This window comes from Microbispora sp. NPDC046973 (assembly GCF_040644495.1).
Taxonomy (GTDB): domain Bacteria; phylum Actinomycetota; class Actinomycetes; order Streptosporangiales; family Streptosporangiaceae; genus Microbispora.
In genome coordinates, this window is sequence record NZ_JBEYWQ010000006.1 from 12,577 (window position 1) to 31,009 (window position 18,433).

An 18,433-nucleotide genomic window follows, 5' to 3' on the forward strand; every position below is an offset into this window, starting at 1 on the left:
GCACTCAGGCGGACGCGGGAAGCGGCCGGGCCGCGCCGTCCTCGTCGGTGTTGACGGTCTGGAGCAGTTCCTCGCGCTCGGGGGTGTTCTCCGGGCGGATGAAGCCGATGATCGTGAAGAGCACCAGCGAGGTGGCCACCGGCGCGGCCGTCGCCACGGCGGTCGAGACGTCGCTCATGCCGTAGTTGGTGAGCCAGAAGACGAACAAACCGGCCGCCCACGAGACCAGCGCGGCCGTCGGGCCTGACCTGCGGAACAGCGGCAGCATGCCGAGCAGCAGCGGGATCGAGATCGGGCCCATGAGCCCGGCCACCCACTTGATGACGACCGTGATGATGTCCTTCAGCACCGGGCTGTTGACCTGGGTGGCCACCGCCATGGACAGCGCGATGAACGCCACCGTGGTGACCCGGGCCGCGACCAGGGCGGCCCTGGTGTCCCACGCCCGCGCCGCGCGGGACAGCACCGGGATCACGTCACGGGTGAAGACCGAGGCGATCGCGTTGGCGTCGGAGGAGGCCATCGCCATCGTGTGCGAGAAGAAGCCGGCGATCACTAGGCCGAGCAGTCCGTGCGGGATGAGCTGGGTGGTCAGCAGCGCGTACGAGTCGCTCGCGTCCGGCTTGGTCGCGTGGACCAGCAGCGGCGCGGCCCACATCGGGAAGAACAGCAGCAGCGGCCAGACCGCCCACAGCACCGCCGACAGCCGCGCGCCGCGGGCCGCCTGCGCCGCGGTCGGCGCGGCCATGTAGCGCTGGGCCTGGTTCCACATGCCGCCGTTGTACTCGAACGTCTTGATGAACAGGAACGCGAGCAGGAACGTCACGGTGAACGGGCCGTTCAGCGGCTGCGCGTGCTCGGGCGGCAGCCGATCCCACATGTCGCCCACCGCGCCGATCCCGCCGAGCTTGGCGAGGACGGCGAACAGCATCACGACGCCGGCGAGGAGCTGGATGACGAACTGCCCGAAGTCGGTGAGCGCGTCGGCCCACAGGCCGCCGACCGTGCAGTAGACGGCGGTGACGACGCCGGTGATCAGGATGCCCTGGTTGAGCGACAGGCCGGTGAACGTCGACAGCAGCGTGGCGATCGCGGCCCACTTCGCGCCGACGTCCACGATCTTCAGCAGGCCGCCCGACCAGGCGAGCGCCTGCTGGGTCGGCACGTTGTACCGCTTGGCGAGGAACTCCAGCGGCGAGCTGACCCTGAGCTTCGACCGGATCCGGTTCAGCCTCGGGGCGAACAGCACCGAGCCGATCGCGATGCCGATCGCGATCGGGAAGGCCCAGGTGACGTACGAGGTGGCGCCGTAGAGGTAGGCGATGCCGGCGTACCCGGTGAACATGACGGCGCTGTAGCCGGACATGTGGTGCGATATGCCGGCCAGCCACCAGGGCATCTTGCCCCCGGCGGTGAAGAAGTCACTGATGTTGCCGATGCGCCGGTGCGAGTAGACGCCTATCGCCACCATGACGACGAAATAGGCGCCCAGAACGTACCAGTCCAATGGGTTCACGCGCGTCGTACCTCCGGGTGAACGGCGGCACCCGGACCGACAACCGCCTGGCCTCGTTACGATGCGCCCGCCCCCCGCCCGCCGTCAATGGCGGCTGCGCAGGTCACGGGCGTACGGGAGAGCGGATCGAGCCCGTGACGCAGGTCACAGCATGTTCATGTTTCTGAACCGGCTTCGCGTATCTGAATCGTTATCAGGAACGGCCTTGATCTCGCACACGGTGGGGGGTGAAAGTGTGCGGCGAAGTGAGATTCCAGCACGCGGCACACGACGGACCCGTCACCGCCTGGCACCGGTGATCGTCCGGCACGGCACGCAGAGGCTCGGAGCGGGAGAGGGAAGGTCAGACGGTCGCGACCACCGCGGCGGAGCGGCGCTCGAGGGCGCTGGACAGGACGGCGAGCACGAGCGCGGAGGCGGTGAGCAGGGCGCCCACCCAGTTGGGCGCGGTGTAGCCCAGGCCCGCCGCGATGACGAGGCCGCCGAGCCAGGAGCTCAGGGCGTTGCCGAGGTTGAAGGCGCCGATGTTGACCGCCGAGGCCAGCGTCGGCGCGCCGTGGGCCAGGTCGAGCACGCGCTTCTGCAGCGGCGGCACGGTGGCGAAGCCGAGCGCCCCGATCAGGGCGACGGTCACCGCGGCGAGGATCTTGTTGTGCGCGGTCAGCGTGAAGGCGGCGAGGACGACCGCGAGGGCGCCCAGCGAGACGTACAGCATCGGCATCAGCGCACGGTCGGCGAACCGCCCGCCGACGAGGTTGCCGGCGACCATGCCGAGGCCGAAGAGGACCAGCAGCCAGGTGACCGCCCCTTCGGGGTAGCCCGCGACCTGGACCATCATCGGCGCGATGTAGGTGATGGCCGCGAAGACGCCGCCGAACCCGAGCACGGTCATGCCCATCGCCAGCAACACTTGGACGTCGCGGAGTGCGGCCACTTCGTGACGCAGGCGTACGCCCTCCGGCCGCGGCATCTCGGGCACGAGCACGGCGATGCCGATCAGGCCGACGGCGCCGAGCCCGGCGACGATGGCGAAGGTGATGCGCCAGCCGGCGACCTGGCCGACCAGCGTGCCCAGGGGGACGCCGACGACGTTGGCCACGGTCAGGCCGGTGAACATCAGCGCGATCGCCCCGGCCCTCCGGTGCGGGGCGACCAGTTCGGCCGCGACCACGGAACCGATGCCGAAGAACGCGCCGTGCGCCAGCGAGGCGATCACCCGGCCGGCCAGCATCGCCCCGAAGCCCGGCGCGAGGGCCGAGAGCAGGTTGCCGGCGATGAACAGCCCCATCAGCAGCATCAGCACGCGCTTGCGGGACATGGTCGTCCCCAGCACGGTCATCGGCGGGGCTCCGACGACCACGCCCAGGGCGTAGCCCGTGACGAGCAGGCCGACGGTCGGGATGGAGACGCCGAGGTCGGAGGCCACCTGCGGGAGCAACCCCGTGATCACGAACTCGGTGGTCCCGATCCCGAAGGCCCCGATGGCGAGGGCTACGAGTGCGAGAGGCATGAACGTCCCCCAACGATTGCATGAGCGGTTAGCACGCGCACACAATAGTTGCATGCGCGCGATACTTGCAAGCGCGGGCTATTGCAGAGGTGGAGTATCCTCGTCTTGTCACACGCGTACGGAGGGAGAGCCGATGACGGCCGCCGATCCCGCCCTCACCGCACTCGCACAGGGCTGGTGCGCGCTCTCCCTGTTGCACGAGAAGATCGAGGCGCACATCGAACGCGCCCTGCAGAGCAAGCACGGCCTGAGCGTGCGGGAGTACTCCCTGCTGGAGATGCTCAGCCGGCAGCACGACGGCCCCGGCGGCCATCTGCAGATGAAGCAGGTCGCCGACGCCGTGGTGCTCAGCCAGAGCGCGACGACGCGCCTGGTGACCCGGCTCGAGGAGCGGGGACTGCTCACCCGCTACCTGTGCCCCACCGACCGCCGCGGGATCTACACCGACGTCAGCCCCGCGGGCCTGGCGCTGCTCGCCGAGGCCCGGCCCACGAACGACGCCGCCCTGCGGGAAGCACTCGACCAGGCGGCCCGCAATCCCAGGCTCGCCCCTCTGGTCGAAGCGGTCGAATCACTGCATGCGCAGGGGTGAACCTAGAGGACGTACTGCACGGCCGCGCGGGCGGCGAGGATCGGCGTGATGCACTCGTCGATCACCGCCCGGTGGGCCGGGTGGTCGCGATAGACGACGTAGTCCTCGGGGGAGTCGAAGTCGGCGACCACGCCGAAGGAGAAGTTGCCCTGGTTGACGCCCGCGTCCGCGCCGATCTGGTAGGAGCGCAACTCGGGGATGACGTCCGGCAGCCCGCCCAGCCGCCTGGCCACCTCGGCCCGCTGCTCCTCGGTGGCGTCCTCGGTCCACTTCAGCAGCACGACGTGGCGGAACATGCACTCCCCCTGGGATGAGACGCACGCGGCCGGGCGGCCGCGCTCTGCACGGCGCTCATCCTCTCATCATCGTTGACGGAGGCGCAGACGCGGCCCGGCTCTGCCACTGCTCCACGACCTGCCGGAAGGCCTCGCTCACGAGGGACAGGAGTTCGGCGGAGGACTCGAAGCGGGCGCCCGCCGGGGTCGCGGCCCCGAGAATCTCGGCTCCGCGCCGCGATGCGGCCACCAGGGCCTCGTTCATCCGCAGGGACGCGAGCATGGACCGGAGCCAGATCTCGTCGTCGATGACGTAGCGTTCGCGCCGCGCGCCGGGGACCCGTTCTCGCCTGAGCATTCCCTGCTGTTCGAGGAAGGCCACGGCGTGCGAGATCGAGGCGGGGCTGACGTGAAGCCGCTGGACCAGGTCGGCGGCGGTGAGAGCGCCGGAGTCGGTGACGTACAGGCAGGCCAGCACCCTGGCCTCCATCCGGGGCAGCCCCTGCCCGACGAGCAGGGCGATGAAGGACTCCGTGAAGTCCCGCACCGCTTGGGGGTCACGCCCATGGCCGCCGTCCGGGATCGGCGGCGCCGGAGGCTGCGCCTGCCTGTGCCGGCGCGCACGGTGCCGGGTGGCCTCGTGCGCCCGGTCCGCCCCGTAATCGTCGGGTCCGCCGTTGCGCATGACCTCCCGCATGACGGTCGAGGCGGGCCGTCCCAGGCGCCGGCCGATCTCCGCGTATCCGAGCCCCTCGGCCAGCCCTGCCGCGATCTGCCGACGGTCCTCGTCGGTGAGTCTGCCTCCGGGCATCGGTGCTCGTCTCCTGTCTGCCGGCATGCGCGGTGCTCGGCGCTCGCGTGCTGCACAGTATGCATTCACTCGGATCTCATTGCAATGGACGCCTGATCGCCCATTGCGTTCAGCGTCATTCTCATTGCAAAGCACACCTTTTTATCCCGGCGGAACAGGGGTGATGCGCTTGCAATGTATGTTGACCGATCAATGAACGCAATGTAGTGTCGCAGACGTTCAGCGATTCCCGAACACAACGGGTGCCGGCGGCACCCGTAGCGGGAGTCGCCGTGACGGCAGATTGATCAATAAGGAGATCGATGATGGGAAACGGCGACAGCGGCTTCTCCGCGACCGGGCTGCGCAGGTTGCGCGAGGTGCTGACGCGGTATGTCGAGTCGGGGAGGATCCCCGGGCTCGTCGCCCTGGTCGGCCGCGGCGGTCAGACACACGTCGAGGCGATCGGGACGATGCGGCATGACGGCGGCGCGCCGATGCGCCGGGACACGATCTTCCGGATGGCCTCGACGTCCAAGCCGGTCTCGGTCGCGGCGGCGATGGTCCTGCTGGACGAGTGCAGGCTGCGGCTGGACGACCAGGTGGAGCCGTGGCTGCCGGAGCTGGCCGGCCGCCGGGTGCTGAAGCGGATCGACGGCCCGTTGGACGACACCGTGCCGGCGCGGCGGCCGATCACCGTGCGGGACGTGCTGACCTCCACCTTCGGGCTCGGCATGGACATGACGTCGCTGGGCACGCCGATCATGAACGCGGTCTTCGAGCAGGGGCTCACGCCCAATCTGCCGACGCCGATGCCCGAGCCGGATGAGTGGATGCGCCGCCTCGGCACGCTTCCGCTGATGTACCAGCCCGGAGAGCGCTGGCAGTACCACATCAGCAGCGATCTACTCGGCGTGCTGGTGGCCAGGGTCACGGGCCGGTCGTTCGAGGAGTTCCTGCGCGAGCGCATCTTCGAACCGCTGGGGATGACCGACACCGGTTTCCACGTGTCCCCCGACAAGATCGACCGGCTGCCGACCCTCTACGCCCCCGACCCGCAGACCGGCGAGTTCCTCGTGTGGGACGAGGCCAAGGGAGGACGGTGGAGCGAGCCTCCGGCGTTCCAGGGCGGCGGCGGCGGGCTGACCTCCACCGCCGACGACTACCACGCCTACTTCCGGATGCTGCTCAACGGCGGAGTGCACAAGGAACGGCGGATCCTGTCCAGGCCCGCCGTCGAGCTGATGACCACCAACCGCCTCACGCCCGAGCAGAACGCCGCCCGCAACGCCATGGCGGTCGACAACGTCCACATCTCGCACGGCCAAGGCCAGCACGGCGGCTGGGGCTTCGGGATGGCGGTGCGCACCTACCGCGGCGACTACGCCTCCGTCGGCCAGTTCGGCTGGGACGGCGGAAGCGGCGCCGCGGCCTACGCCGACCCGGCCAAGCAGCTCACCGGACTCCTGCTCACCCAGGTCGGGGCGTCCACCCCCACCTCGATGCAGCTCATCCACGACTTCTGGACCACGCTCTACCAGGCGATCGACGACTGACCCCGAGCCCGTGTCCCGGCAGACCCGCCCCCAGCCCCTGGCGCACCAGGCATCGAGCACGGGGCACCGGCGGGCCCCTTTCCACCACCCGCATGACAGACGTAAAGGACCACACGACCATGTCCATCACCCTCACCGAGCAGGACAAGATCACCCTGCGGACCGCCGCCTACGGCGCCGTCTCGCTGCTGGCCGCCGCCGGCGCCACCGGCTCGCCCCACAAGGTCGCCACCGAGGGCTCCGTCGCCCTGGCCTCCGCGACCGGCCTCGTCGGGCACGTGCTCGCCGAGAAGTCGACGGGCATGAACCTCAACGGCAAGTCCGTGGCGGAACTCGCCGACCACGTGCTGCCGGCCCTGACGGCGTCCATGAGCCTGCTCAGGAAGCAGGCTCCGGCAGAGGCCGACAACTTCCGCGGCACCGTCCTCGTCGCCGTCGAAGCAGCCGCCCGGGCGCAGAAGGGCGAGCCCGGCCCTGCCATGGCCGACATGGCCCGCAAGATCACCGAAGCCCTCGACGCCGCGTGACGGGACGTCCCGGGGTCCTCTCCGGACTCCGGGGACGCCGCGACGACCAGCCCGCCCATGCCCGCCGTCTGGTCGTCGCCCCGCGTTCCGCAGGTCCTCACAACCAGTGCCACTCGATGGAGGCTCGCCTGCGCCGGCCGGCGAGCCACTCGCCGAAGGCGGTCGCGCCCGCCGCGGCCAGCGTCTCCGGGTCGTCCCGTCCCACCCGGCGCTCCAGCACGATCCCGGTCAGAAAGCCGTCGCCGTACGCCACCGGGCCGACCAGCGTGTCGTGCGCGGCGTGGCGCAGGGGCGCGGGCAGGTCCCTGGCCCACCGCTCGCCGACGGTCACCACGGCCTCCCCGCAGCCCACCAGGCCGCCCACGCCGCGCAGCAACTCCCCGTTCACCGGCTGCGAGCCGGTCACCCACAGCGCGCGTACGCGGTCGAAGTCGCAGCGGTGGGCCGCGAGGTGGCCCGGCGCGAGCTCGGCCTCCTTGCGCCGCCGGAAACGCCGCCGCCGCGCGATCCCGGCGATGAACGCCTCGAACTGCTCGCCGGACAGCGACATCTCCGCCAGCCAGGCCAGCGTGGAGGCGCGGTCACGCAGTCCGTGGCCGGCGCGGAACTCCTCGGCGGCGGCCCGGATGTCGGCGTCGTCGAGGGGCTCGCCGTCCTCCAGCGTCTCGTTCATCAGCAGGCACTGCTCGACGATCTCGTCGTGGACGTCGCGGTCGCCGCACGGCCGCCTGGGCAGCAGCATGAGCGCCTCGGCGACGCGCAGGCGCACGCGGTCGACCGTGACCAGATATCCGGCGGCCCAGTGGGCCGAGTGCTCGGCAGGCCAGGGGACGCCGTCGTCGGGCGCGGCGGACAGGGCCACGGTGCCGCCCTCCGGATGTTCGACGAGCAGGTCGTAGTCGACCAGCGGACTGTCCGGACGCAGGCCGACGACGAGCTGGGCCCGCGCCTCCGGGTGGGCGGCCGCCCACGCCGCGGCCAGGCTCCTGGCCTCGGGCACGGCCGTGCGGCGGCGGCGCAGGCCGCGCAGCAGTTCGACGGCTTCGGCGAGGACCGCGGCGAACGCCGTCACCGATACGGCGGTCATGCCGCCAGCCAGGCGGCGATGGCGTCGCTGACCGGCAGCCCGGTGCTCTCCTCCACGGGCGCCCACGCGCCGTTCGGATCGATCTCCAGGAAGACGTGCTCGCCTTCCCCGGTCAGCGCCAGGTGCACGACCGCGTAGCTCAGCCCGAGCGAGGCGGCCAGGGCCGCGCACCGGCGCTCGACCTCCTCCGGCAGGCGGTGCACGGCGAAGTCGCCCGGGCCGTCGCCCGGCCGCTCGCCCACCCGTACGGCGAACACGCGGTCGCCCACGACGACCGCCCGCAAATCCACGGCCCGAGGCAGGCAGGGCTGCAGGATGACCGGCTCGTGCTGCAACCGGTGGCGGGAGGCGAGGTGCCGGCGGCGGACCAGCGTGCTGTGCACCCGGTGGTCCTGCCCGTCGATCCGCAGGTCCTCGGGATCGAGCAGGTTCACCAGCAGCCTGCCTCCGGCGCGCTCGTACGCCGGGACCAGCTCCGCCGGATCGTTCGTGTAGACGGTCTCCGGCACCGCGAAGCCCAGCTCGGCGGCCAGGGCCGTGTGGACGAGACGGTTGCGCGTCCGCCCGGTGACGGGGTGCGGGCACGGCAGCCAGCGGGCCCGCACGATTTCCCACACGCCGTCCAGGTGGAAACGGGACTGCCACTCGACGTGCGCCCGGTGGGTCGGGTCCGACACGTTCGCCGCGGCCACCGACCGGTTGGGGCGCAGGTTCCACACGGCGGTGACCGTGGCGAGATCGACCACCTGGGCGCCGGTGTCCAGCGTCAGCCGGCGCGAACCGCCGGCGAAGACCGCGGTCACCCGTGACCTGGCGGGGAACTCACCGCTGTCCCACCAGGTCACGGGGACGCCCAGGCGCTCGATCTTCGGGAGGACACGGCGCACGGTGGTGTCCTGCCGGTCGCTCAGTATGAGGATCACAAGCGAACGCTAGGAATTCGAGCTTGAGCCTCACTGGTTCGGATCTTGCATCCGACTTGAGCGGTCCCCGCTCAGCTCCAGGCGAGCATGCGGAGCGGGTCCTCCAGCATGGCGCCGACGTCGCGCAGGACGTACGAGCCGAGCTCGCCGTCGACCACGCGGTGGTCGAACGACAGCGCCAGCGTGGTGACCTTGCGGACCGCGAGCTGCCCGTCGACCACCCAGGGCATGTCCCTGATCTGGCCCACGGCGAGGATCGCCACCTCCCCGGGATTGAGGATCGGTGTGCCGGCGTCGACGCCGAAGACGCCCACGTTGGTGATCGTGATCGTGCCGCCGCTCAGCTCGGCGGGCTGGCACTTCCCGGCCCGCGCGCGCTCGGTGAGCTCGCCGAGCGCCCGGGCGAGCTCGGGCAGCGACATCGCGTCGGCGTCCTTGACGTTGGGCACGATCAGCCCGCGATCGGTGGCGGCGGCGATGCCGAGGTTCACGTAGTGCTTGACCACGATCTCCTCGCCGGTCCACGTGGCGTTGACCATCGGGTGCCGTTTCACCGCGGTGATCAGGGCCTTCGCCACGAGAAGCAGCGGGGAGACCTTGACCTCGGCGAACTCGGGCAGCGTGCGCAGCCGCCGTACCGCCTCCATCGTCTCGGTCACGTCGACCTGCAGCCACTCGGTCACGTGCGGGGCCGAGAACGCGCTGGCCACCATCGCCTGGGCGGTCGCCTTCCTGACCCCCTTGACCGGGATGCGCTCCTCCCGCGGCCCGGCCTCCCGTCGTGCGGCGGCCGGAACGGGGGCGGGCGCCGCCACCGCGGCCTCCACGTCCGCCCGGGTGATCGAACCCTGGGGGCCGGTGCCCGTGAGGGTCGTCAGGTCGACGCCGAGGTCCTTGGCGAGCTTGCGGACCGGCGGCTTGGCCAGGACGCGCGCCCGTGCGGGCGCCGAGGAGCCGTTGCCCTGTGTCCCGGCGACACCGGGTGCGATACCGGCTGCCGCACCGATGCCCGGTGCCGCACCGGCCGGAGCGGTCGCGACCGGGGCGGGAGCGGGCGGAACCGGCGCAACCGGCGGAGCGGACGCGGCGGACGGAGCGGACACGGCCGGCTTGCGGGGGCGGCGGCGGGTGGCGCTCGCCTTGACGCCGTACCCGACCAGCACCGGCTGGCGCTCCTCCTTCGCCGGAGCGCCGTTTCGCACATCCGGCACCATGTCGTCCGCCAGCGCCTCCCGGCGCGCGCCGACGCCGTCACCGCCCTCGCCGTCCTCGACCGAGATGATCGGGGCGCCGACGTCCACGGTCTGGCCCTCGGTGACCATCAGGGCGGAGACGGTGCCCTCGTAGGGGCACGGCAGCTCGACGACGGCCTTGGCCGTCTCGATCTCCACGATCGTCTGGTTGATCTTCACCGAGTCGCCCGGGGCGACGTGCCACTTGACGATCTCGGCCTCGGTCAGCCCCTCGCCCACGTCGGGGAGTCTGAACTCACGGAGCATGAGAAGTCCCTCCCCCTCAGTACGCGAACGATCGGTCCACGGCGTCGAGCACGCGGTCCAGGTCGGGCAGGTAGTGGTCCTCCAGCCGTGACGGCGGGTAGGGCGTGGAGAACCCGCCGACCCGCAGCACGGGCGCCTCCAGGCTGTAGAAGCAGCGCTCGGTGATGCGCGCCGCCAGCTCGGCGCCGAAGCCGGTGAACACGGGCGCCTCGTGGGCGACGACGCACCGCCCGGTCCGCGCCACGGACTCGGTCAGGACGTCCACGTCGAGGGGGTTGAGCGAGCGCAGGTCGATGACCTCGACGTCGCGCCCGTCCTCCTCCGCCGCCGCGGCGGCCTCCAGGCAGGTCTTCACCATCGGCCCGTACGCGACCAGCGTGATGTCGCGGCCCTGCCGTACGGTGCGGGCGCGGTCGAGCGGCAGGCCGGGGGCGGCGAGATCGACGTCTGCCTTGTCCCAGTAACGGCGCTTGGGCTCGAAGAAGATGATCGGGTCGTCGCAGCGGACGGCGTCCTGGATCATCGTGTACGCGTCCGCAGGGTTCGAGCAGGCGACCACCCGCAGACCCGCGGTGTGGGTGAAGTACGCCTCGGGCGACTCCGAGTGGTGCTCGACCGCCCCGATGCCCCCGCCGCACGGGATGCGCACGACGACCGGCAGCTTGAGCGTGCCGAGCGACCGCAGCGGCATCTTGGCGAGCTGGGTGATGATCTGGTCGGCGGCCGGGAACACGAACCCGTCGAACTGGATCTCGCAGATCGGCCGGTAGCCGCGCAGGGCCAGGCCGATCGCCGTCCCGATGATGCCCGACTCGGCGAGCGGCGTGTCGATCACGCGGTCCTCGCCGAAGTCCTTCTGCAGGCCGTCGGTGACGCGGAAGACGCCGCCGAGCTTGCCGACGTCCTCTCCCATCACGAGCACCTTGGGGTCGTCCTCCATCGAGCGGCGGAGGCCTTCGTTCAACGCCTTGGCGAGAGTCAGTGTGGTCATCGTTCGAACCCCGCCAGGTAGGTCAGGTACTGCTCGCGTTCCTCGTCGAGGAGTGCGTGGGCGCCGGCGTACACGTGATCAAAGATAGCCCGGGGTGGCGGGTCGGGCAGCGCCAGGCACCGGCTTCGCACGTCCTTGCCGAGCGCGTCGGCCTCGGCGTCGATCTTCTCGAAGAACTCCTGGTCGGCGAGCTGGTTCTTGAACAGGTACGCCTTGACCCGTTCGATGGGGTCCTTCAGCTTCCACGCCTCCAGCTCGTCGGCGAGGCGGTAGCGGGTGGGGTCGTCGGAGGTGGTGTGCGCGCCCATCCGGTAGGTGAACGCCTCGATCAGCGTCGGCCCCTGCCCTTCGCGCGCGTTCTGCAGCGCGCGGCGGGTCACGGCGAGGCAGGCGAACACGTCGTTGCCGTCCACGCGGATCCCGGGGAAGCCGAAGCCGGACGCCCTCTTGTAGAGCGGGATCTTCGACTGCTTCTCCAGCGGCTCGGAGATGGCCCACTGGTTGTTCTGGCAGAAGAACACGACGGGGGCGTTGAACACCGAGGCCCAGATGAAGGACTCGTTCACATCGCCCTGGGAGGTGGCGCCGTCGCCGAAGTAGACGATCGTGGCCGCCTCGGCGCCGTCGCGCTGGATGCCCATGGCGTAGCCGACCGCGTGCAGGGCCTGGGAGCCGATGACGATCGTGTAGAGGTGGAAGTTGTGCTCGGCCGGGTCCCACCCGCCGTTGCTCACGCCGCGGAAGAGGCCGAGCAGCTTGACCGGGTCGACGTCGCGGCACCAGGCCACGCCGTGCTCCCGGTAGGTGGGGAAGGCCATGTCGTCGTCGGTGAGCGCCCGGCCCGAGCCGATCTGGGCCGCCTCCTGCCCCAGCAGGGACGCCCAGATGCCGAGCTCGCCCTGCCGCTGGAGCGCGACGGCCTCCAGGTCGACGCGGCGGACGAGGACCAGGTCACGGTAGAGGGAGCGGACCTCCTCCGCGGTCAGCTCGATGTCGTAGTCGGGATGCTCGATCCGCTCCCCTTCCGGGCTGAGCAGTTGGACGAGCTCCGGGGGTGCGTCTACACCACGAGGGGCGTCGGCTGTCACGTGCCACTCCTGTGCGTCTCGGGCCCCCGCGGGTGGGGTCACCCCCGCAGGAAGGCCGGGTAGTCGGGCGTACGGCCGCTGGGGTGGGCGACCGGGCGCATATGTGGACATCGTGGCAGAAGTCACACCCCTTAGCGCAAGACCCCGCCCGCCCGTCCACACTTCTCCAGATTCCCGGACTGTGAGACGCCACACCCCGGCGCCGCGCCTCAGGATCGGTGGACCACTCGCCCGCCCAGCATCGTCAGCCACGCGTCCACCCTCGCCAGCTCGTCCACGGCGAGGCGGTCGAGGTCGTGGTCGAGGACGACCACGTCGGCCAGCTTGCCCGGTGTCAGCGAGCCGATACGGTCCTCCATCCGCAGCGCGTACGCCGCGTCGGCGGTGTGGGCGCGCAGCGCCTCGTCCAGGGTGACGGCCTGGTCGGCGCCGATGGGGTCGCCCTCCCGGGTGCGCCGCCGTACGGCGTTGGCCACGGTCTCCATCGGCCGCAGCGAGGAGACGAACGAGTCGCTGGACAGCACCGGGCGGAGCCCGGCGTCGATCTCCTCGCGCATCGGCTGGAGCCGGTGGGCACGGCGCTCCCCCAGCCGCCGTACGAAGTCCCTGCCGCTGTCGTGCAGGAAGTTCGGCTGGTTGACCGGGATCACGCCGAGCGCGGCGAAATCGCGCACCTGGCCGGGCGTCGGGTGGCCGCAGTGCTCGATGCGCGGCCGGGCGTCGTCCCCCGACACGGCCACCGCCGCCTTGATCGCGTCGAGCGTGTAGGCCATCGCGAGATCGCCCTGGGTGTGGACGCCGACCTGCCAGCCGGCCTCGGCCGCCCGGCGGACCAGGTCGGTGAGCCGCTCGGGCCGGTGATAGGTGGAGCCGGTGAACCGGCCGCCCTCGCCGTACGGCTCGCTGAACAGGGCGGTGCCGCCGAGCAGCGTGCCGTCGCAGTAGAACTTCATCGCGCCCAGGCGCAGCATGTCGTCGCCGAAGGGACCGGCCAGGCCGAGCGCGGCCAGGTCGTCCAGCATGTGCGACAGGGGCATGCAGACCGTGCGGACCGGCAGCGTGCCCGCGGCGTGCGCGGCCCGGTATACCGACAGCTCCCTGCGGGACACCTGGGGGTCGCACACCGTCGTGAGCCCCGCCGCCAGGTACCTCTCACCGGCGGCGGCGAGCCAGGACAGCAGCTGCTCCGCCGGGAGATCGGTGTGGAAGTTGGGGCCGTGGCAGCCGATGTCCACCGCGGTCGGCAGCAGCAGCTGCATCGCGGAGTCCAGCACCATGCCGGTGAGCCGGCCGCCCTCGTCGCGCAGGAAGGCGCCGCCGACCGGGTCGGGCACGTCCGCGGTGATGCCCCGCCACGCCAGCGCGGCGGAGTTGACCACGGCGTGGTGGCCGGAGACGTGGTAGACGATCACCGGGTGCTCGGTGGTCGCCTCGTCCAGGTCGCGCCGTGAGGGCCGCCCTCCGGGGAACTTCGCATCGTCCATGCCGAACGCCCTGATCCACTGCCCCGGCGGCGTGCGCTCCGCCTCCGCGGCGATCACCGACACCAGGTCGGCGGCGCTCCCCACGGCCGGATAGCGGGCGTCGACGGACACCAGGGACTCGGCCGTGGACAGCAGGTGGTTGTGCGGGTCGACGAACCCCGGCAGCACCGTGCGGCCGCCGGCGTCGATCACCTCGGCGCCCGGCCCGGCCACGGCCGACACGTCCGCCTCCCTGCCGACGGCGAGGACGCGGCCGTCGCGTACGGCCAGGGCCTCCCCTCTGGGCGCACCGGGGTCCATGGTGCGGACCTTGGCGTTGGCGATGACGATCGCGGACAAGACTCCTCCAACTACGGGATCACTGGGAGACGGGGACGCCGGAGACGACGGGGGTGTCGCGGTGGCGCGGCGCGACGGCCAGGCAGACCACGCTGAGCAGGCACATCCCGATCAGCAGCCCGATGGCGGGCGCGGGCCCCCCGCCGCCGGCCTTGACGAGGGCGGTCGCCGCCAGCGGCGAGAGCCCGCCGAAGATCGCCCCGGCCACCTGGTAGGCCAGCGACATGCCCGTGTAGCGGACGTTCGGGGGGAACATCTCCGCGAGCAGCGTGGCCATCGGCCCGTACGTCGCGGACATGGCCAGCCGCATGAGGCCCAGCATCAGGAAGATGAGAACCGTGTCGCGGGTCCCCATGACGGTGAACTGCGGCACGGCCAGCAGGGCCACGACGACCAGCCCCACGATCACCACGCGGCGCCCGCCGACCCTGTCTCCCAGCCACGAGATGGCGAGCGTGGCGACGAGTTCGACGAACGCGGCGAAGCTGAGCCCGTTGAGCACCACCTGCTCGTCGACGCCGACGTCGGCGCCGGTCGCGTACGCGAGCAGGAACGTCGTCGCGATGTAGTAGCCGCCGATGGCCACCGGGAGCGCCCCGATGCCGAGCAGCACGGGCCGCCACGACGTCCGCAGCACGGCCCTGATCGGCAGCTCCGCCGCGGCCGCGGGCGCGCTCTCGCGCCGCTGCCTGACCTGCTCGAAGACCGGCGACTCCTCGACCCGCAGCCGGATGAACATGCCGACGAGCACCAGGACCGCGGAGACGAGGAACGGCACCCGCCAGGCCCACTCGCGCAGGGCGTCGTCGCCGAGCGAGGTCATCAGGCTGAACGCCCCGGTCGCGAGCAGGGCGCCCGCGGAGTTGCCGAGCTGGGCGAACGAGCCGTAGAAGGTCTTCTTCCCCTCCGGGGCGTGCTCGACCGCCATCAGGGCGGCCCCGCCCCACTCGCCGCCCACGGCGAGACCCTGGACGAACCGCAGCAGCACCAGCAACGCGGGCGCCGCCGCTCCGACGGAGGCGTAGGTGGGCAGCAGTCCGACGGCGAAGGTGGCCACCCCCATCATCAGCAGCGTGACGACCAGAGCCGACTTGCGGCCCAGCCGGTCGCCGAAGTGGCCGAACACCACGCCGCCCAGGGGACGCGCGAAGAACCCGACGGCGTACGTCGCGAACGCCGCCATGACGCCGACCAGCGGATCGGTGGACGCCGGGAAGAAGACGTCCCCGAAGACGAGGGCGGCGGCGGTCGCGTAGACGTAGAAGTCGTACCACTCGATCGTGGTGCCGATGAAGGCCGCGAACGCGGCCCGGCGGGGAGTTCGTCGGTCCATGAGGTCCTCCGGTGGGTTGGGGGTTGGAGAGACCGTAAGACCAGGTCAGACGCGAGCACCGTGGGCGATGTGCACTATCGTCTGGGCTTTCTCGGGCGAAGTGCACAGGAGAGGTCATGACGCTCACCGTCGCCGACGTGCTGGCCATGCCGATGCTGGAGATCACCCTGCTCGCGGGCCGCGACGGGCTGGGCAACCACGTCAGATGGGCCCACGTGACCGAGCTGGCCGATCCCGTGCCCTGGCTGCGGGGCGGCGAGCTGGTCATGACGGTCGGGCTCGGGCTGCCCGCGTCCCCGCGCGGCCGCGCCGAGTACGTCGAGCGGCTGAGCCGCGCGGGCTGCGCCGCCCTGGCCTTCGCGCTGGACGAGCACCTGACCGAGATGCCTCCCGAGATCGTCGAGGCCGCGGCCCGGCTCGGGCTGCCCCTGCTGGAGGTCACCGGCAGCACTCCGTTCATCGCCGTGGCGGAGGCCGTGGCCCGCTGGCACGCCGACGAGCGGGTCCGCGGCGAGCGGCGGGCGGCGGCGGCGCAGGAGGCGATGGCCCGCGCCGCGCTGCGGCACGGCTCGCTCGGCATCCTCCGCGCGCTCGCCGAGCACACCGACTGCGAGACCCTCCTGCTCGATGCCCGGGGACGGCCCCGGGTGTCCCATCCCGAGGGAGCCCGGCCGTGGCACGCGGAGGCGGCGGAGGCGGTCGGCCGGCTCACCGGGCCCCGGAGCTCCATGGTGATCGACAAGGGGGACCGGATCCTCCAGGTGCAGAGCCTCGGCTTCACCGGGCCGCCCCGCGGCTGGCTCGCCCTGCGCGGCACGTCGACCGAGTGGCACACCAGGATCCTGGCCAACCAGGCGGCGAGCCTGCTGGCGATCGAACTGGTGGGGCTGCACCGGGCCCGCGCCCGCGCGCACGCCCAGCGGGCCGCCGTGCTGAGCGCCGTCCTCGACGGCGCCGACTTCCACAGTGCCGCCTTCCACAGCGCCGACTTCCGCGGTGCCGCCCTCGGCCGTGCCGCCGCCGATCGTGCCGCGGCCGGCGGCGGCGCGGCGGCACCGCTGTTCACGGCCGGCCGGCTCGCCGAGATCTGCCCCATGCCACCCCCGCCGTACGAGGTGATCGTGGCCGTGGCCCGCGTGGAGGGCGAGGCCCCGGCGCTGGCCGACCCCGCGCTGGACGCGCTGAGCGACGTGATGGGAGACCCGGCCGCCGAGGAGACGGTGTTCGTCTGCCCGCGCGCCGGCGGGCTGCTCCTGGTGGTGCCGCAGACCGATCCCCGGCTCGGTCCCGCCCTCGTCGAGCGGCTGGGCGCGCTCACCGGCCTGGACATCTCCGCGGGAGCGTGCGGCGCGCGGGACATCGGCGAGATCGCGCCGGCCGTGCGGCACGCGACGGCCCTCGCGGGCGGCCCGGGATACACGCACGTCGACGACCTCGAGCCGTGGGCCCTGCTGCGCGACGCCCTGGACCCCGAGGGCGTGGCCCGCTTCGCCGACGTGGTGCTCAGGCCGCTGCGGGAGCACGATCTGCGGCACGGCGGCGCCCTCGTGTCCTCCGTCCGGACCTTCCTCGACTGCGGCGCGAGCGTCGAGGCCGCGGCGAGGCGTCTCGGCGTGCACAGGAACACCATGCGGGCCCGCCTGCAGACGGCCGAGCGCGTCTGCGGGCGCGACCTCGGCAAGGCACGCGACCGTCTGGAGTTGTGGCTCGCCCTGTCCCTGGACGAGTTCGTCCCGCCGGGGCGCGGCAACTGAGCCGGGCGCCCGCGGTGGGCGCGGCCCGGCGCGGCACCCCGGCCCGTCGGGGACGAGCCGGGGAGGCGGCACTAGGCTTGACCCAAACGGACCCCCGAACGGGCGGACCTCCCCGAATCGGCGGGCCCTCATTCGAATTGGAGGAACATCGTGGCGCGCGTCATCGTCGACGTCATGCTCAAGCCGGAGATCCTCGACCCGCAGGGCCAGGCGATCGCCCGGGCGCTGCCGCGACTCGGCTTCTCCGGCGTCTCCGGGGTGCGGCAGGGTAAGCGGTTCGAGCTGGAGCTGGACGGTCCGGCCGACGAGGCCGCGCTTTCGGATGTCCGAAAGATGGCCGAAACCCTGCTGGCGAACACGGTCATCGAGGACTTCTCTATCCGCGTCGAGGAGTGAAGTGGCGCATTTCACACCACCGTTTCCGCCGCTTGTCCACCCCTAATCAGGCATCGGTCCGTCTCGAACCCACCGATACAGTGCGTCCTGAATAACGGGGACGTGATTTTGCGGTTAGCCCTGATTCATCGGGGAAGCCTACCTTGGTGACCTTCGACACCGGGGAGGGGTCCGGTGGATATTGAGTTTTCACTGGCGATGCCACGGGACGCGATCGGCATTCCGATGGTCCGCCGAGTGGTGGGAGACGCGCTGCGGTCGCTCGGGGTGACCGAGGAGTGCGTGTCCGACATACTCCTGGCCACGTCCGAGGCGTGCGCCAACGCGGTGCGGCACGGTGGTCCCGCCAACCGTTACGAGGTCATGGCCACCATCGGCAACGGCCGCTGCGAGTTGCGCGTCGCCGACGAAGGCGAGGGGCTGCACATGATCCCCCGTCAGTATCCGCCGGCGGAGACCGAGAACGGCCGGGGCATTCTGATCATGCGCGCCGTCGTCGACGATCTCTCTTTCGACATCACGCCCGGGCGCGGCACGACCGTGCGCCTGTCCAAGGAACTCGACTGGGACGAGGACGCCATCGCCCACCACCTCACGCTCGACCGTCATCTCGCCGGGGTCTGAGACCCCGGCTCCCCACCGCGCCGGGGCTCGGAGAACCCCGGCGTGACGGGTGATCGGAAGTGGGCCTCCACAGGGGGCCCGATTTGGCGGCTCCGATACCCTGAGGTGTACCGCCACAGACCGCCGTCCGGCCAGATGACGGTGGCGTG

The 18,433-nt window shown here is 71.6% G+C and carries 17 protein-coding genes; 6 read left to right on the forward strand and 11 right to left on the reverse strand.

Features of this window, described 5'->3' with window-relative positions; genetic code table 11:
* Positions 1-4: 4 nt before the first annotated feature.
* Together ABZ860_RS14055 and ABZ860_RS14060 are read right to left on the reverse strand one after the other, a co-directional pair.
* Positions 5-1,516, reverse strand: coding sequence for a sodium:solute symporter family protein (locus ABZ860_RS14055; protein ID WP_357219732.1), 1,512 nt, complete (start codon positions 1,514-1,516; stop codon positions 5-7).
* A 343-nt stretch (positions 1,517-1,859) separates the two neighbouring features.
* Positions 1,860-3,026: an MFS transporter gene (locus ABZ860_RS14060; protein WP_357219735.1), complete on the reverse strand. Its 1,167-nt coding sequence runs from the start codon at positions 3,024-3,026 to the stop codon at positions 1,860-1,862.
* A 133-nt stretch (positions 3,027-3,159) separates the two neighbouring features.
* Here ABZ860_RS14060 and ABZ860_RS14065 point away from each other — a divergent pair, with 133 nt between their 5' ends.
* Positions 3,160-3,618 carry a MarR family transcriptional regulator gene (locus tag ABZ860_RS14065; protein WP_357219738.1) on the forward strand — a complete coding sequence of 153 codons (459 nt, stop codon included), beginning with the start codon at positions 3,160-3,162 and terminating at the stop codon, positions 3,616-3,618.
* A 2-nt stretch (positions 3,619-3,620) separates the two neighbouring features.
* Here ABZ860_RS14065 and ABZ860_RS14070 read toward each other — a convergent pair whose 3' ends face one another.
* Together ABZ860_RS14070 and ABZ860_RS14075 are read right to left on the reverse strand one after the other, a co-directional pair.
* Positions 3,621-3,914, reverse strand: a complete 294-nt coding sequence (locus ABZ860_RS14070; protein ID WP_357219741.1) for a Dabb family protein — start codon at positions 3,912-3,914, stop codon at positions 3,621-3,623.
* A 55-nt stretch (positions 3,915-3,969) separates the two neighbouring features.
* Positions 3,970-4,704, reverse strand: coding sequence for a helix-turn-helix domain-containing protein (locus ABZ860_RS14075; RefSeq protein WP_357219744.1), 735 nt, complete (start codon positions 4,702-4,704; stop codon positions 3,970-3,972).
* A gap of 302 nt (positions 4,705-5,006) precedes the next feature.
* Between ABZ860_RS14075 and ABZ860_RS14080 the strand changes: the two genes are divergently transcribed.
* Both ABZ860_RS14080 and ABZ860_RS14085 read left to right on the forward strand, forming a co-directional pair.
* Positions 5,007-6,239, forward strand: coding sequence for a serine hydrolase domain-containing protein (locus ABZ860_RS14080; protein WP_357219747.1), 1,233 nt, complete (start codon positions 5,007-5,009; stop codon positions 6,237-6,239).
* A 92-nt stretch (positions 6,240-6,331) separates the two neighbouring features.
* Positions 6,332-6,766: a hypothetical protein gene (locus ABZ860_RS14085; RefSeq protein WP_357219751.1), complete on the forward strand. Its 435-nt coding sequence runs from the start codon at positions 6,332-6,334 to the stop codon at positions 6,764-6,766.
* A gap of 97 nt (positions 6,767-6,863) precedes the next feature.
* On the opposite strand, the gene ABZ860_RS14090 is transcribed toward ABZ860_RS14085, so the two are convergent.
* From ABZ860_RS14090 to ABZ860_RS14120, 7 genes are all read right to left on the reverse strand, one after another.
* The gene (locus tag ABZ860_RS14090) at positions 6,864-7,853 is read right to left on the reverse strand and encodes a TIGR04500 family putative peptide maturation system protein (protein ID WP_357219754.1); all 990 of its coding nucleotides are present in this window, start codon (positions 7,851-7,853) and stop codon (positions 6,864-6,866) included.
* Complete coding sequence (locus ABZ860_RS14095) at positions 7,850-8,776, reverse strand: MvdC/MvdD family ATP grasp protein (protein ID WP_357219757.1); 927 nt, start codon at positions 8,774-8,776, stop codon at positions 7,850-7,852. The genes ABZ860_RS14090 and ABZ860_RS14095 overlap by 4 nt, the downstream gene beginning before the upstream one ends.
* A 71-nt stretch (positions 8,777-8,847) precedes the next feature.
* Positions 8,848-10,275 (reverse strand): dihydrolipoamide acetyltransferase family protein, encoded by a 1,428-nt coding sequence (locus tag ABZ860_RS14100; protein WP_357219761.1) that lies wholly within the window; start codon positions 10,273-10,275, stop codon positions 8,848-8,850.
* Positions 10,276-10,291: 16 nt separating this feature from the next.
* Positions 10,292-11,266, reverse strand: a complete 975-nt coding sequence (locus ABZ860_RS14105; RefSeq protein ID WP_357219764.1) for an alpha-ketoacid dehydrogenase subunit beta — start codon at positions 11,264-11,266, stop codon at positions 10,292-10,294.
* Positions 11,263-12,354: a pyruvate dehydrogenase (acetyl-transferring) E1 component subunit alpha gene (pdhA, locus tag ABZ860_RS14110; RefSeq protein WP_357219766.1), complete on the reverse strand. Its 1,092-nt coding sequence runs from the start codon at positions 12,352-12,354 to the stop codon at positions 11,263-11,265. The genes ABZ860_RS14105 and pdhA overlap by 4 nt, the downstream gene beginning before the upstream one ends.
* Before the next feature lie 209 nt (positions 12,355-12,563).
* Entirely contained in the window at positions 12,564-14,177 is a 1,614-nt protein-coding gene (locus tag ABZ860_RS14115; RefSeq protein ID WP_357219768.1) for an amidohydrolase, read from the reverse strand.
* Positions 14,178-14,196: 19 nt separating this feature from the next.
* Entirely contained in the window at positions 14,197-15,510 is a 1,314-nt protein-coding gene (locus ABZ860_RS14120) for an MFS transporter (RefSeq protein WP_357219769.1), read from the reverse strand.
* A gap of 116 nt (positions 15,511-15,626) precedes the next feature.
* Here ABZ860_RS14120 and ABZ860_RS14125 point away from each other — a divergent pair, with 116 nt between their 5' ends.
* From ABZ860_RS14125 to ABZ860_RS14135, 3 genes are all read left to right on the forward strand, one after another.
* Positions 15,627-17,264 (forward strand): PucR family transcriptional regulator, encoded by a 1,638-nt coding sequence (locus ABZ860_RS14125; protein ID WP_357219771.1) that lies wholly within the window; start codon positions 15,627-15,629, stop codon positions 17,262-17,264.
* A gap of 150 nt (positions 17,265-17,414) precedes the next feature.
* Positions 17,415-17,660 (forward strand): phosphoribosylformylglycinamidine synthase subunit PurS, encoded by a 246-nt coding sequence (purS, locus tag ABZ860_RS14130; RefSeq protein ID WP_079315170.1) that lies wholly within the window; start codon positions 17,415-17,417, stop codon positions 17,658-17,660.
* Between the two features lie 174 nt (positions 17,661-17,834).
* Complete coding sequence (locus ABZ860_RS14135) at positions 17,835-18,284, forward strand: ATP-binding protein (RefSeq protein WP_079315171.1); 450 nt, start codon at positions 17,835-17,837, stop codon at positions 18,282-18,284.
* Positions 18,285-18,433: the final 149 nt, after the last annotated feature.

Excerpts from the sequence above, each read along its gene's own strand:
- ABZ860_RS14060 (WP_357219735.1), bottom strand. The coding sequence starts at position 3,026 with ATGCCTCTCGCACTCGTAGCCCTCGCCATCGGGGCCTTCGGGATCGGG.
- ABZ860_RS14065 (WP_357219738.1), top strand. The coding sequence starts at position 3,160 with ATGACGGCCGCCGATCCCGCCCTCACCGCACTCGCACAGGGCTGGTGC.
- ABZ860_RS14070 (WP_357219741.1), bottom strand. The coding sequence starts at position 3,914 with ATGTTCCGCCACGTCGTGCTGCTGAAGTGGACCGAGGACGCCACCGAG.
- ABZ860_RS14075 (WP_357219744.1), bottom strand. The coding sequence starts at position 4,704 with ATGCCCGGAGGCAGACTCACCGACGAGGACCGTCGGCAGATCGCGGCA.
- ABZ860_RS14080 (WP_357219747.1), top strand. The coding sequence starts at position 5,007 with ATGATGGGAAACGGCGACAGCGGCTTCTCCGCGACCGGGCTGCGCAGG.
- ABZ860_RS14085 (WP_357219751.1), top strand. The coding sequence starts at position 6,332 with ATGACAGACGTAAAGGACCACACGACCATGTCCATCACCCTCACCGAG.
- ABZ860_RS14090 (WP_357219754.1), bottom strand. The coding sequence starts at position 7,853 with ATGACCGCCGTATCGGTGACGGCGTTCGCCGCGGTCCTCGCCGAAGCC.
- ABZ860_RS14100 (WP_357219761.1), bottom strand. The coding sequence starts at position 10,275 with ATGCTCCGTGAGTTCAGACTCCCCGACGTGGGCGAGGGGCTGACCGAG.
- ABZ860_RS14105 (WP_357219764.1), bottom strand. The coding sequence starts at position 11,266 with ATGACCACACTGACTCTCGCCAAGGCGTTGAACGAAGGCCTCCGCCGC.
- ABZ860_RS14120 (WP_357219769.1), bottom strand. The coding sequence starts at position 15,510 with ATGGACCGACGAACTCCCCGCCGGGCCGCGTTCGCGGCCTTCATCGGC.
- ABZ860_RS14125 (WP_357219771.1), top strand. The coding sequence starts at position 15,627 with ATGACGCTCACCGTCGCCGACGTGCTGGCCATGCCGATGCTGGAGATC.